13 protein-coding genes are annotated in these 13,609 nt (G+C 58.8%); 7 read left to right on the top strand and 6 right to left on the bottom strand.

Translation table 11 applies throughout. The annotated features are described in order from the left end of the window. Positions 1-35: 35 nt before the first annotated feature. The 5 genes from BM186_RS13415 to BM186_RS13395 all read right to left on the bottom strand — a co-directional run bounded on the left by BM186_RS13415 (position 36) and on the right by BM186_RS13395 (position 4,491). Complete coding sequence (locus BM186_RS13415) at positions 36-863, bottom strand: replication initiator protein A (RefSeq protein ID WP_074915914.1); 828 nt, start codon at positions 861-863, stop codon at positions 36-38. An 11-nt stretch (positions 864-874) separates the two neighbouring features. After that, positions 875-1,246: a helix-turn-helix transcriptional regulator gene (locus BM186_RS13410; protein WP_074915908.1), complete on the bottom strand. Its 372-nt coding sequence runs from the start codon at positions 1,244-1,246 to the stop codon at positions 875-877. A gap of 505 nt (positions 1,247-1,751) precedes the next feature. Continuing rightward, positions 1,752-2,264, bottom strand: coding sequence for an antirestriction protein ArdA (locus BM186_RS13405; protein WP_074915907.1), 513 nt, complete (start codon positions 2,262-2,264; stop codon positions 1,752-1,754). 264 nt (positions 2,265-2,528) lie between these two features. Beyond that, positions 2,529-3,602 (bottom strand): flavin monoamine oxidase family protein, encoded by a 1,074-nt coding sequence (locus tag BM186_RS13400; protein ID WP_074915906.1) that lies wholly within the window; start codon positions 3,600-3,602, stop codon positions 2,529-2,531. A 115-nt stretch (positions 3,603-3,717) separates the two neighbouring features. Beyond that, the gene (locus BM186_RS13395; protein ID WP_074915904.1) at positions 3,718-4,491 is read right to left on the bottom strand and encodes an SDR family NAD(P)-dependent oxidoreductase; all 774 of its coding nucleotides are present in this window, start codon (positions 4,489-4,491) and stop codon (positions 3,718-3,720) included. A 176-nt stretch (positions 4,492-4,667) separates the two neighbouring features. Between BM186_RS13395 and gcvA the strand changes: the two genes are divergently transcribed. Further along, positions 4,668-5,597 carry a transcriptional regulator GcvA gene (gene gcvA / locus BM186_RS13390; RefSeq protein WP_074915903.1) on the top strand — a complete coding sequence of 310 codons (930 nt, stop codon included), beginning with the start codon at positions 4,668-4,670 and terminating at the stop codon, positions 5,595-5,597. On the opposite strand, the gene BM186_RS13385 is transcribed toward gcvA, so the two are convergent. Next, a complete protein-coding gene (locus BM186_RS13385; protein ID WP_074915901.1) occupies positions 5,586-6,227 on the bottom strand; it encodes a cupin domain-containing protein in 642 nt (213 codons plus the stop codon). The genes gcvA and BM186_RS13385 overlap by 12 nt on opposite strands. A gap of 292 nt (positions 6,228-6,519) precedes the next feature. Between BM186_RS13385 and BM186_RS13380 the strand changes: the two genes are divergently transcribed. The 6 genes from BM186_RS13380 to BM186_RS13355 all read left to right on the top strand — a co-directional run bounded on the left by BM186_RS13380 (position 6,520) and on the right by BM186_RS13355 (position 13,574). Further along, positions 6,520-6,786, top strand: a complete 267-nt coding sequence (locus BM186_RS13380; RefSeq protein ID WP_083431603.1) for a metal-sensing transcriptional repressor — start codon at positions 6,520-6,522, stop codon at positions 6,784-6,786. A gap of 437 nt (positions 6,787-7,223) precedes the next feature. Further along, positions 7,224-8,624 carry a cytochrome ubiquinol oxidase subunit I gene (locus BM186_RS13375; protein ID WP_074915897.1) on the top strand — a complete coding sequence of 467 codons (1,401 nt, stop codon included), beginning with the start codon at positions 7,224-7,226 and terminating at the stop codon, positions 8,622-8,624. Position 8,625: 1 nt separating this feature from the next. Beyond that, on the top strand, positions 8,626-9,627 hold the full coding sequence (gene cydB / locus BM186_RS13370) for a cytochrome d ubiquinol oxidase subunit II (protein ID WP_074915894.1): 1,002 nt from the start codon (positions 8,626-8,628) through the stop codon (positions 9,625-9,627). After that, positions 9,611-11,296, top strand: a complete 1,686-nt coding sequence (gene cydD / locus BM186_RS13365) for a thiol reductant ABC exporter subunit CydD (RefSeq protein ID WP_206602780.1) — start codon at positions 9,611-9,613, stop codon at positions 11,294-11,296. Before cydB ends, cydD begins: the two co-directional genes overlap by 17 nt. Next, complete coding sequence (gene cydC, locus BM186_RS13360) at positions 11,289-12,959, top strand: thiol reductant ABC exporter subunit CydC (protein WP_074915893.1); 1,671 nt, start codon at positions 11,289-11,291, stop codon at positions 12,957-12,959. Before cydD ends, cydC begins: the two co-directional genes overlap by 8 nt. A 198-nt stretch (positions 12,960-13,157) precedes the next feature. Then, positions 13,158-13,574, top strand: a complete 417-nt coding sequence (locus tag BM186_RS13355) for a DsrE family protein (RefSeq protein WP_074915891.1) — start codon at positions 13,158-13,160, stop codon at positions 13,572-13,574. Positions 13,575-13,609 lie beyond the last annotated feature (35 nt).

Below are 13,609 nucleotides of genomic sequence, written 5' to 3'. Positions count from 1 at the left end.
ATTCACAGCTTTTCCGCAAGTTATCCCCGTGCCGTCTACGGCACCGGCCGGAAGGCTAGCAACTCTGTCGATGGACGAAGATGAACGATCTCCAGGCGATACCCCGGAAGTGGCTGCCGGGCGACCAGAGCACGCAGATCCAAAGCAAAGTCCGAATAGCGCGCAGAGCTGCCGGATTTGCGGTACAGGTGGCGAAAGTCGAACTGCCAGCCGTCCTCCTGCTTGCCGCCGTGCTTTCGCACCAGACGGTACAGCCAGCGCTCGATGCCGCCAGTGAGGCGAAAGTAGGCCGGGTCGATGGTCAGCACCAGGGCCTGATCCAGAACCCCGCTGTAGAACCAGTCCGGCAGGATCAGCTCGATACCCAGTGGCCGGCCATCCGCCGCGGCCAGCTCCTTCCACTCGTTGATCCAGGAGAAACGATGCAGGCGCCGGCCCGTGGTCTCGCGAATCGAGGTGGCCACGCTGGTCGACTGCAGCCGATCTAGCGCCGCTTTCAGGCGCTGGTAGTCGCGCAGCGAGGTGCCGCGGCCGATGAAGCGCAGGATCTGGTAGGGCGTCGCACGCATCAGTCGCGAAGTGGGGATGCCGGCATCGCGCGCCTCGACAAGCTGGCTGGCCGCCCAGATCAGGATATCGGCATCCCAGATCGTGGCGATGCCATGCTCCAACGTGCCTTCCACACGCACCGTCACCTCGCCCGAGCGAAAGTCGATCGGCACGGTGCGTCGCGACTTGGCCAGTGAGAAGAACGGATGCGCCATCAGGTCCTGGGCGTCGCGCGGCGCCATGTCGCCCGGCAGGGCACGGAACAGATCTAGTTGCTCGCTCTGCGAAGTCAAATCGAGATGCCGACAGTTCATAGGCGAAGGTTTCACTGATCATCACGCTGCGCTCCCGGGTGGCGGTCGATGTACTCGGGATCGAAGGTGGTCTCGAAGCTGCGCTCACTGGCCCAGGCTTCGAGATCAGTGAGCGCATACATCACCCGCCGGCCGAACTTGTGAAAGCGCGGCCCGCCGCCGATCACTCGCTGCTTCTCCAGCGTGCGCGGCGAAAGCCGCAGGAAGGCCGCGGCTTCGTTGTTGGTGAGGTAGCGAGGGGCAGGGCTGGCCTGTGGCGCTTGCGCATCAATAGCTCCCTCCACGGGTCGCATGGCATGCGTCGTCGGCCCGGCCTTGCGGTGCAGCGGGGCACCGAGATCGATGCGACGCGGGTGATGGGAAAGATTGGTTGAGTGCGACATGGTGTGTCCTCCGTTGACGTGGGAGGTGCACCGTGCGGCAGCCATCGCGCTCGATCATGCCCGGTTGGGTCTGGGCGAATGCGCAGGCAGGAGGGGCGAGGATTGATACCGGGAAGGTCTGGACGCTGACCGTGTACGCCCATTTACGCGCTTCACTGGCCACAGTGCCCAAGCTCGCCAAGCTCCACGCGCGAAGCCTACAGATTTACGGGCCTACGGCTTTCCACAAAACCGGAAAACCGCATCGGCGGATTTCCGTAAATCCGTGAAAGCGTAAATCCGCTTCCCCACCAATCCGTAAATCCGTGGATACGGATCGACGGATTTGGGTAAAACCGTAAGACCGTAACGGTCTCAATCAGCTGGCGGCACAACGTGGTTGTTCCAGGCTGATCGCCGGGGGCGCGCCCCCGTGCATCAGCCTTCCGGGTGGGGCGCGCGGGTGGCTGGCAGGACAGGGGCGCAAAAAACAAGGCACCGGGTCGCCCCGGTGCCTTCCGCTGGTTTAGCGATTCCAGAAAACATGCACCTGCTCGAGGCCGGTCTCCAAAGTGAACAGGTCGCCGCTGTATTCCATATCGCGGGCCATGGCGTGGTAATCGATGTACATGGCCAGGTGCGGCGGAATGCTGGTGGTTTCCTCGGTCAGCTCCTGGGCGTAGTCGGCCAGCGAGCTGTAGCAGCCGCAGTAATCCTCCTCGGCCGCCTTGCGCGCCTGCTCCAGGTCATTGAAGTGAGCGAGCAGGGCGCCGCCGAACTCGGGGTATTCCTCGATGAAACACGCAATCTCATGGGCGTTCTCGAGGCCCTCATACTCGCCAAGTCGGTAGCCGTCGAAGCCCTCGAAGTCGTGGATGGCATACTCCTCCGCGCCCTCGACCGGCGAGGCCGCCAGCATGGCGTCGACCTGCGCTTGGATATCGTCAAGCTCCAAGGTGGCATCGATCCAGACGCCATTCAGATGACCGGCGTTGTAGGCGGCCAGGTCAGCAACGTAGATCCTGATTTCTTCGCTCATGGCTTTCGCTCCTTCGTCTTCAGGGTTCTGCGCTTGCGCTGCGCATGAACCCCTGCCGACTAGGGCGACTAAGGCGGTCGTGAAAAAATCAGGAAAAATCGCGGAGGCTCCACCCAGCGCAGCGGCCGGGTGGAAACCGTCTATTTTTCTTGATTTTGAGGGGGCAAGAACCCCTGCTTTTGCTCCGTGGATAGCAACCACGTGTGGTGATTGCAACATGGTTCTTCAGCTAGCTTCTGACTGGAGCCGACCAGAGGTGATCACTCAGATCGGCGCCGGGCGTGGTTCCTGTACCCGACTTAGGGCTACATCTACCGCCAGAAGTGCCCCTTCCATATAGCCTCCGTATTCACCGCCAGCTTCGCTCCCGATCAGGACCAGTCGATCATCCCAAGTGTTATCAATCACATTTGTTAAGTCGTAGAGGCCATGCCAGCGAGGAGGCGTTTGGTCATCCGCTGAAGCAGTAAACTGTTCTGCGGCCCAGTCCTGAATCCAGTCTTCCAAAGGATTGCCTGCCTCGTCACCGAATAGGCGGTTAAGCTGTTCTCGACAGTGGTTGCGGAGTTCTGCATCACCGAATCGCCCACGCTGCAAGGCACTTATGGCGAAGAATCCAAACAGCGCAGAAGTCTCACCATTGCTTGCATCATGGATCTCTCCAAGCGGGCCCGTGGAGCTGAAGGCATCGCCCGAGAGACCCTGCTCACGCCAAAACGGATGAGAGTAGCGCGCCACATACTTGGCATGTGCTGCCATCCAAGTTGGAACAGAGTACAGGCGGCTAACACAGTGTTCTGAAAGCACAGGATCAAAGGCAATGCGCTGTGTGAGGCGCGGAGGTATTGCTAACCAAATGTGGCTGTACGAATGCAGCTCGGAATGATTGGCGCCCAGACGAAGTGCCACGCCGTTTTCATCAAGATTGGCTGCGACCACCTCGGTACCGAGGTGGATTCGATTAGCTGGTAAGCTGGCAGACAGCGTGCTGATCAGACGAGTCGTACCGCCTTCGATTCGCATTGTAGTATTGCCCGAGCGATAGCCCTGGCGGCGCGATACTTGTCCAAAACCTCGCTCTAGCAACGCGTCTCCGTATTCGTGCTGGGCGAATGCGACTAAACCCAGCTGAGTCACTATCTCAGACATCCGGGGTTGGACGTCAGGCCAAAACCAGGTTGGCCCCAGATCCAAACCAGTCTCAGTCGAAAGGATGCGCCCACCTAGACGATTGCGGGCCTCAAATAGATCAAATTCGATACCAGCTTGGTCTAGACGGTAGGCGGCATAGACACCGGCTAAGCCGCCGCCGACGATGGCAATCTTCTTCTTGTACATATATGGGCTCCAGCAAACACAGCGGACGCCTTAAGGCGTCCGCGTTAACGCCGCTCCGGGGTTCATTGGGATAACCAGACCAGAGAGCCTCGGCAATTTCTTGCTTAGCCGCCCCTCAGTTCCGTCCAGCGGTGACTCCGCCGTCTACTGGCAGTATGGTTCCGGTAATCCAAGACGCGTCTTGTGATGCGAGGAAGAGAATTGCCGAAGCTACATCAGCAGGTTGGCCATTGCGTCCTAGCGGGTGGAAAGCGTTGAAGGTTGGCAGCACTTCCTTGATCTGCTCAGCATCCATGAAGGTGCCATACACAGGAGTTTCTACCACAGCCGGAGCTACTGTATTGATGCGGATGTTCGAACTGGCCAACTCGATGGCCAAGTTGCGGGTGAGTGCATGTACGCCGGCATTGGCAGCGGAGTAGGCCGCCGAGGGTGTAGCGCCGATAGCCTGGATAGCCCAGAGCGAACCTGTTTGTACAATGGCACCACCACCACGTTGCTGCATGGCTTTGGCCGCCGCCTGAGCCATGAAGAACTTGCCCTTCAGAATAGTATCAAGGAACCAGTCGTACTCGTCTGGATTTACCTCTAGGAAGGGCTTCGGATTAAAGACACCTGCATTATTGACCAGGATGTCCACGCCACCGAATTCGCTCACAGCCAAGTCGACCAGCGCCTGAGCGGTTGAAGGTTGAGCGATATCACCAGCCAGTGTACGGACATGGCCACCAATGACGTCTATATCAAGGGCTGCTTGCGTCAGTTTGGCGACGTCGCGACCACCAATTACAACCGACGCTCCTGCCTCGACCAGACGCCTTGCAACTTCCTTACCGATACCTGAACCTCCGCCGGTAACGATGGCAACCTTGTTAGAAAAACTTTTCATATTCTGATCTCCTCAGTCCTATTGAACGCAAGAAATAGATAATGCCAAAGGCCTCGAAGGAACCAAAAATATGCTAAATTCGTTATATATGGCTCCAAAGCTGATGTGTATTGTTGATTTGGCAGACACCACCAACAACGCATATGTTTTTGTCTGTTAAGATAGAATTTCTTTCAATGACTACACCCGCTTACCTCAATTCTCTGCGTGCTTTCGAAGCCGCCGCCCGCCACCAAAGCTTTTCTGCCGCCGCAGCCGAGCTGAACGTTACCCCAGCCGCTGTGGGGCAACAGGTACGTAATCTGGAATCGTGGCTCGGTATCCCGCTGTTCTATCGCGCTACTAGCGGCTCGGCACGACTGTTACTGACCGATGCAGCACGAGCCGCTCTGCCCGATATCCGAGAAGGCTTCGAGCGATTGAGCCTAGGGCTGGCAAGATTGAAAGACGCCGGGGGGAATGCGGAGCTAACGGTCACCGTGAGCCCGGCATTCGCCTCGAAATGGTTACTGCCACGTATCGAACGTTTCCAGCAGGCCTATCCGGATCTGGATGTGCTACTCGATACAAATTCGCGGTCGGTGGACTTCCAGGCTGAGCGGATTGATGTCGGAGTACGTTACGGTGCTGGTAATTGGTCTGGCCTTAGCGCTATTCACCTGATGGATGAGGTTATTTTCCCGGTCTGTTCACCCGGCTATCCACTGCTAGATGGAGACCGCCTTCGGCCTGAGGTGGTAGCGCGCTGTATGCTTATCCATGATCTTTCAATGGCCAACTACGCCGACTATCCCACATGGAGAATGTGGCTGGATGCAGCTGGATATGGGCACGTGAAAACCGAGCACGGATTGCGCATCAACAACTCAGCTGCAGTGCTGCAGGCAGCGATAGATGGGCAAGGATTGGCACTGGCACGCAGCGTCATGGTCAAAGACGATCTGGCTGCGGGTCGGTTGATTCGTCCGTTTGCCGACGAAGGCCTGGATTGCCCGCTGACCCAGGCCTATTACGTAGTCTATCGCCCGGAAAGTGGCGAGTTGCCGAAAGTGCAGGCTTTCCGCGACTGGTTGCTCAGTGAAGTAGATAAGGCGTCAGAAACCTAGAGTTGGTGCTGCATCTTTCAACCACAGACGCGCACCGTCCACGCCTGCTTCGGCTTCGAAGGTCATGCCCGATGGCAGCCGCATCCAGCTCAGTGGCTGCAGAAGGAAATCCTCACCTACAAGTGTGCCGTCAAGAACCAGCAGTTCCAGTCCGCGAGGATTGAGTATTTTTATGCGCAAGTTGGATTGCACAGACTGTATCCAGACTTTCTCATGGGGATTTTCGAACAATAGCTGGTCGCCTTGAACATTTATCCTAGTGACGAGCTGTTTGCGATCATCAACATGGAATTGGCGAAGTCGCACGAAGATCATGCATCCCTCACTAGCCCCCGGCGTATGACCACTGCCTGGTGGGTTGCGCACATAGGTGCCAGTGGGATAGCGGCCATTCTCGTCCTCAAACACACCCTCGATGACCAAGAACTCCTCGCCTCCTGAGTGCTGATGCGCGCTGAAGTGGCTACCTGGCACGTAGCACACCAGGCTGGTAGCGCGGGCCTGTTCTCCACCAACTCGATAAAACGGGCGTCGTTTTACTCCAGGGATAGGGCTGGATATCCACTGCAAGCTAGCACCGTGCATGATCGCCGGTAGTAAAAGATCGTCATTCAATCGTTCTGGAGTCATGGCTTGGCCTGTTACTGAGCCCCACCAGGGTAGTCGGGGTTGGATGAGGTGGTGTCCCGCTCCGACACTGGGACGAAGCTTATTCTTCAGTGTTGAATATGTTCTCGGTGAAGGAAACTGGGCGCGATCGAAAAATTCTTCGCCCTCTACAAAGAAAATCTTTGTGGGAAGACCTCGTCCCAGGTGATCGGATTGAGGCAAACTCTTCATCAATGGTTTGGCCAGCGTATTTGCTCTGGTTTAGGCGAAATGCCCTTTTCAAAGCAGGGGCTATTTATTGCGGGAGCAGGGTATGCAAGAGCAAAATTTTAAAAGTCGCGATGCCATTCTCAAACGACTCGCTCGGGTGGAGGGGCAGATACGGGGTATTCAGGCAATGATCCGTCGAGGTGACGAATGCGAGGGTATTGCTCAACAGTTCAGTGCAGCACGTAAGGCCCTAGACAAGGCCTACCAACAGATGCTGGTGTGTTTGGCCGAGGATGCCATTCTCAGCCCTGATCATAGCAACAGTGAAAAACTGGCTCAGGTGCGCGACATCTTTACAAAGTACACCTGAGGCATCTTGCATAGGTCTCTCTCATTTTTTCTGCAGATATAACCAGCGGTGATTCTGCTGAAAAGATGCTTCCTAATGGTGTGATTATCAGGCTTCTTGCTTTGAATGGGCTAAGGTGTTCGCGATAGTGCTGTTGCGTTGTTACCTGGGTGCGGCAATTGGCCTACATACCCCCGGGGGTTTACTGAGCTACACTAGAATCTGTACGAAAAGTCGCAGAACGTAGGTCAGACGATACGAATGGTGGCTCCGTAAAAACGGGTGTGGAACGGATCGGGCTCGCACCAGAGTTTACAATCGGCAGATGAGCATTCCGAACCCATTTTCAATGAAGCATCACCGAGCACAGGCACTTTTCGTACAGAGCCTAGATCGCGTAAGCAAAGGCTGTGCCTAGCTTCGTTACCCCGTCCCTTCCACTTACAGGGCATGCTCAGATGGAATTAGACCCGCTTTTCCTTTCCCGGCTGCAATTTGCATTTGTAGTCTGCTTTCATGCGATTTTTCCCGTATTTACCATCGGCTTGGCCTCTTTTATTGCATTTCTAGAAGGTATGTCCTTCCGTACCGGTGACCCTGCCTGGGAGCGCCTGTCGAAGTTCTGGATACAGGTGTTTGCTGTGGTGTTCGGCATGGGTGTGGTCTCTGGCATCGTCATGGCCTTCCAGTTCGGCACCAACTGGAGCAATTTCTCGTATGCGGCATCGAACTTCCTCGGCCCGGTGCTGAGCTATGAAGTGATTACGGCCTTTTTCCTTGAGGCGGCCTTCCTTGGCGTGCTGCTCTTTGGTCGCGGCAAGGTGCCTCAGGGCATGCATCTGCTGTCTGCCTGCATGGTGGCGTTGGGCACTTTTATTTCGTCGTTCTGGATTCTCTCTGCCAATAGTTGGATGCAGACCCCTGTGGGTACCGAACTGCGTGACGGTATGATCCATGTGCTTTCTTGGTCAGAGGCGCTGTTCAGCCCATCCTTCCCCTATCGCTTCATGCACATGGCCCTGGCTTCCTTCCTGACCGGTGCCTTTGTGGTGGCCGGGGTCAGTGCCTGGTATCTGCTGCGCCAGCGTGAAGTGGATCTGAACCGCAAGGCGCTGTCGGTGAGCCTGTGGCTGATCCTGCTGATTGCCCCGACCCAGGCAGTGGTAGGGGATTACCACGGCCTAAATACCCTAGAACATCAGCCAACCAAGGTTGCGGCGATGGAGGGCAACTGGCAGCGTGGATCCGGCGTGCCGCTGCTGCTGTTCGCCTGGCCTGATCAAGAGGCGCAGACCAACCACTTCGAGATTGCTATCCCCAAGCTGGCCAGCTTTATCCTGACCCACGACTGGGAAGGTGAGCTGCCGGGTATCGCCGAGGTGCCGTACGAAGAACAGCCGCCGGTGTGGATCGTGTTTTGGTCGTTCCGGGTGATGGTCGGTATCGGTCTGCTGATGATCGCCTTCGGCTTGACCGGCTTGGTATTGCGCCGAGGTGGCCGCTACTGGCGAACCCCCTGGTTCCTCAATGGCATGCGCTGGATGAGCATCACGCCTTTCCTGGCAGTGCTGGCCGGTTGGGTGGTGACCGAAGCGGGGAGGGCGCCCTGGTTGATCTATGGGGTGATGACCCATGCCGAGGGCCTGACGCCCTCGCTGACCGGGGGCATGGCGCTGTTTACCCTGATCGGTTACATCCTGGTTTATGCCGTGGTCTTTAGTGCCGGCCTGTATTACCTGATGCGCGTGCTGCAGGACGGTCTGGAAGAAGACCTGAGCGCCGAGGCAACCCATGAGGTGGAGCGGGCATCGCGTCCGCTATCGGCAACCCACGTACGTCTGGAACAGGGGGAGCACTGATATGGTGCCGTTTGATCTTTCCATGATTTGGGCGGTGATCATCGCCTTCGGCATCATCATGTATGTGCTGATGGATGGCTTCGACCTGGGGGTGGGTATTCTGTTTCCCTTCGCCCCGGACGAGCAGGCCCGCGATGTGATGATGAACTCGGTGGCACCTGTCTGGGACGGTAACGAGACCTGGCTGGTGCTCGGCGGCGCCGGGCTGCTAGCGGCCTTTCCGCTGGTTTACTCGGTGCTGCTGCCAGCCATGTATATCGGTGTCTTCCTGCTGCTGGCGGGTCTGATTTTCCGCGGCGTGGCTTTCGAGTTCCGCTTCAAGGCCAATACCTCGCGCTACCTCTGGAACTGGGCCTTTGCTGGTGGCTCGATTGTCGCCTCCTTTGCCCAGGGTGCTGTGGTGGGGGCCTATATTCAGGGCTTCAATACCGAAGGCTTGGTGTACGTGGGTGGCCCCCTGGATTGGCTCACGCCCTTTACGGTACTCACCGGCCTGGGGCTTCTGGCCGGTTATGCGCTGCTAGGTTGTACTTGGCTGATCATGAAGTCTGAAGGCTATATCCAGGACTGGGCCTATAAGTTGGCCCCCAAGCTGCTGACCGCCGTGCTGACAGTGTTTGTTGCCATCAGCGTCTGGACTCCCTGGGTCGATCCGTCCGCCTACGCCCGCTGGTTCTCGTCCATCGGTCTGATCTGGATATTCCCGCTGCTGGCCGGTTTGTGTGCGCTGCAGATTTTCCGCAGCCTGCGCAAGCGTCGTGAGGCCATGCCCTTTATGGCGACCATGGGGTTGTTTGTCTTCACCTATCTGGGCCTGTTGGTAACCAAGTGGCCCTATATCATCCCGCCCAACCACACCATCTGGGATGCAGCCTCGGCGCCGGAATCGCAGCTGTTCCTGCTGCTGGGCCTGTTGTTTGTTATCCCCATCGTGCTGACCTATACCGCCTGGACCTACTGGGTATTCCGCGGCAAGGTGCGGGCGGGTGAAGGCTATCACTGACCGCGCGCGTAAACAGCGCAGCCGTCGCTGGCTGGCCCGCCACCAGCGAGCGGTACGCCCCCTACTGCTGGGGGCCGTAGCGGCGGGCCTGCTGGGAGCACTGGCGATTATCCTGCAGATGGGCCTGATGGCCGCTCTGGTGCACGCTCTGTTGATGAAGGCCGCCGCGCCGGCCAGCCTCTGGCCGATGATGTTTGGGCTGGTACTGGCGGTGTTGTTGCGGGTGCTGGCCCAGGCCGTGCAGGAGCGCCTGGGCCAGTATGCCAGTGCCCGTGTGCGGCAGCGGGTACGCGCTGAGCTCAGTGCCCTTTGGGCCAGGCTCGGGCCGGTGCGCCTGGCAGCTCAGCCCAGTGCCAGCCTGAGTAACCAGTGGGTCGAGCAGGTGGACGCCCTGGATGGTTTTTATGCCCGCTACCTGCCGCAGCAATGGCTGGCCCTGCTGGTGCCTTTGTGCCTGTTGGCCGTGGTGTTCTGGCTCGACTGGCTGGCGGCCTTATTTCTCCTGTTCGCCGCGCCGCTGATTCCATTGTTTATGGCTCTGGTGGGGATGAGTGCGGAGCGCATCAGCCAGCGTCATGTACTTCAGGCTGGGCGTCTGGCCGGACAGTTTCTCGACCGGGTACGTAACCTCACCAGCCTGCAGCTGTTCGGTCAGGTCGGACGCTCGATTGCCAGTGTCGAGCAGGCTACCCAGCGTTATCGAGCCATCACCATGGAGACGCTGCGGGTGGCGTTCCTGTCCTCGGCGGTGCTGGAGTTCTTTGCCTCGGTGGCCATTGCCTTGGTGGCCATGTATATCGGTTTCGGTCTGCTTGGCTATATCAGCTATGGCCCTTCGCCTGCGCTAAGCCTGTTCAGTGGCCTGTTTATCCTGCTGCTGGCCCCCGAGTTCTTTCAGCCGCTGCGCAGCCTAGCCCAGCATTACCACGACCGCGCAGCGGCCCTGGCGGCGGCCGATACCCTGGCCGAACTGGAAGGACTGGAGGCGCCCGCCACTAAGCTGCCGGCTGAGCTACGGACCGGTGACTGCGTGGGTATTCATGTGCAGGGGCTGAGTCTTGGCTATGTCGGGCGTGGCTCTATTCTGCGCGGGCTTGATCTGCATGTGGCGGCGGGGGAGGTGATTGCCCTGGTCGGCCCCTCGGGCTCGGGCAAGTCGAGCCTGCTGCATTGCCTGGCCGGCTTTGTGCAGCCGGATGCCGGCACTATCAGCATCTTTGGCCATACCCCCGGTGCGCAGCCGCTGGCCTGGATGGGGCAGCGGCCGTTTTTGATCAAGGGCAGCTGGGCCGAAAATTTGCGCCTGACCGCTCCGGATGCGCAGCCAGCCGCCATGCATCAGGCACTGGCCGCGGTTGGCTTGGTTGAGCTGCTGACGGCTCAACCCAGTGGTCTGGACAGCCCGCTGGGTGAGGGTGGGCGTGGGCTTTCCGGAGGCCAGGCCCAGCGCCTGGCCCTGGCCCGGGTGTGGTTGAGCGATTCGCCGCTGCTGTTGCTCGACGAGCCCACCGCCAGCCTCGATGAACAGAGCGAAGCGGAAGTGGTCGAGGCCCTGCAGGGCCTGGCCGCCGCCGGTCGCACCCTGATCATGGCCACCCATCACCCGGCTCTGATAGGCATGGCCGATCGGGTGCTGCGCCTGAGCAACGGGAGCCTGACCGATGCGTGAGTTATGGCCCTGGCTGCAGCATATGCGCCAATGGCGTGGCCGGCTGCTGGTGGGCGCGCTGCTGATGTTGCTGACTGTGCTCAGCGCCATTGGTTTGCTGGCTCTGTCGGGCTGGTTTATCACTGCAACTGGGGTCACCGCATTGCTCTGGGCTGCAGGGGAGAAGGTGCTGTTCGATATCTATGTGCCGGGTGGCGGTATCCGCTTTTTTGCCCTGTCGCGCACCCTAGCTCGCTACTGCGAACGGGTGTTCAACCACAACACGGTACTTGGCTTGCTGGCGGATCTGCGCGTGCGTCACTTCAGCGCCCTGGCGCAGCTGGATGGTGCCACCCTGGGGCAGCTGCGGGCCGCCCAGTGGCTTAATCGCCTAACCGCCGATATCGATGCCCTGGACACCCTCTACCTGCGCCTACTGGCACCTCCGGCCGTGGCGCTGTTAGCGATTGGGCTGGTCTGCGCCTTGCTGGCGCTGGCGCACCCTGGGCTAGCGTTGACCCTGCTGCTACTCCTGCTGTCGCTGTTACTGCTGGTGACGGTTGGTATGGCCGTGGCCGGATTGCGCCTGAGTGCCAGGCGTGTCGAGCAGCTTGATGGCTTACGCGTGAAGTGCATCGAGCAGTTACAGGGGCTAGCTGAACTGTCGGCCGCCGCGAGCCTGGGGCTGCATCGGCAAGCCCTGCTGGAACGAAGCCAGCAACTGCTGGATGAACAGCTGACCTTGCAGGGGCGTGTGTTACTGGCCCAGTCATTGGTGCTGTTCGGTGTGCTGGGGGCGAGTCTGCTGGGTCTGTTTGCCGGGGTTTTTGCTTATCAGGAGGGGCTGCTCAGCGGGCCGTTTGTGGTGCTGATTGCCCTGGCATTGATGGCCCTTAACGAAGCTTTTGCGTCGTTGCCGGCGGCGTTTGGCCAATGGGGGGGCACCTGTGCAGCGGCGGCCCGCCTTAACCAGCAGGTGGCCCTGGCCGGACGCCTGCACAGCCCAGATAAACCGGATCCCATTCCTGAGAAAATCAGCCTAAGCTGGCAGGCGGTTGAAGTCGATCATGCCGGCATTGCCCAGCTCGATCTGCACCTGTCCGCCGGTGAGCGCCTTGCTGTAGTCGGGCCTTCAGGCTGCGGCAAATCTACCCTGGCGGCGCTGGCCGCGCGTCTGATTGACCCGGATTCCGGCCAGGTCAGCGTGGCGGGTATCCCCTTGCCCCGGTTCGATCTGGACGCCTGGCGTAGCCAGGTGGCCTACCTGACTCAGGAAACCGAGCTGTTGCATGGCAGCATCGCCGATAACCTGCTGCTGGGTAACCCAAATGCCAGTGATGAACAACTTTGGCAGGTTCTACAGATGGTTGCCCTGGCCGATACGGTGGAAGGCTTTGCCGCTGGCCTGAATACCTGGGTCGGGGAGAGCGGTAGGCAGTTGTCCGGTGGCGAAGGACGACGCCTTGCCCTGGCTAGGGTGCTGCTTCGCACTGTGCCTGTGGTGATCCTTGACGAGCCCTTTTCTGGCCTCGATCAGGTCACCCGCGAGCGCATCAAACCAGGCCTCGATACCTGGCTGCAGGGGCGCACGGTGTTGCTGCTCGGTCATAGTGCCGACGCATTGCCTACGGCTGATCGACTGCTGCGCTGGCATCAACTGGAGAGCAGGCATGTGTTGCTCTAATTATGGAGAAGATGTTTACGCTCGATCTAGGTGGTGGCTCATACAAGAACTTCGGACATTATGTCGCGGCTGCGTTACTGGGCACGGGGCAGCATAAAGTCTAGGATGAGCAATATACCCACGGGGGTATTGTGTGGTTAGTTACAGCAACTGGTCTGACTGACGCCACCGCATCTTTTTCTGATCAAGGAGAAACACATGAAAAAATTACTAACAGCTATTGCCTTGTCTGGTCTCACCACCATGGCCATGGCCGAAACCCAAGCGGTAACAGTCATAGTCAGTGACGCAAGCAATATGACCCAGGGTATGGCCATGGTACTGGCCAACCAGATGCAGGCGCAGGGGGCTCAGGTGGATATTCTGCTTTGCGACCAGGCGGGTGCTCTGGCGCTCAAGGAGGCAGGAGGTGAAGCCCTGAAACCCAATGATGTGACTCCGGCGCAACTGCTAAATGCCGCCATGCAAAAAGGTGCCACTGCGTCGGTCTGTGCGCTCTATTTGCCCAACACCGGTTATACCCAGGCGCAACTCAAGGAGGGTGTCTCAGTCGCCAAGCCTGACGCCATGGCAAGCGCCATGCTTGAAAAGCAGCGCAAGGTATTCAGCTTTTAACCAAGCTTGAGCACTTCAGCAGCCGGCTCAACCTG

Origin of the sequence: Ectopseudomonas toyotomiensis (genome assembly GCF_900115695.1) — a bacterium.
Classification (GTDB): domain Bacteria; phylum Pseudomonadota; class Gammaproteobacteria; order Pseudomonadales; family Pseudomonadaceae; genus Aquipseudomonas; species Aquipseudomonas toyotomiensis.
This window is presented reverse-complemented; position numbering and strand designations above follow the sequence as displayed.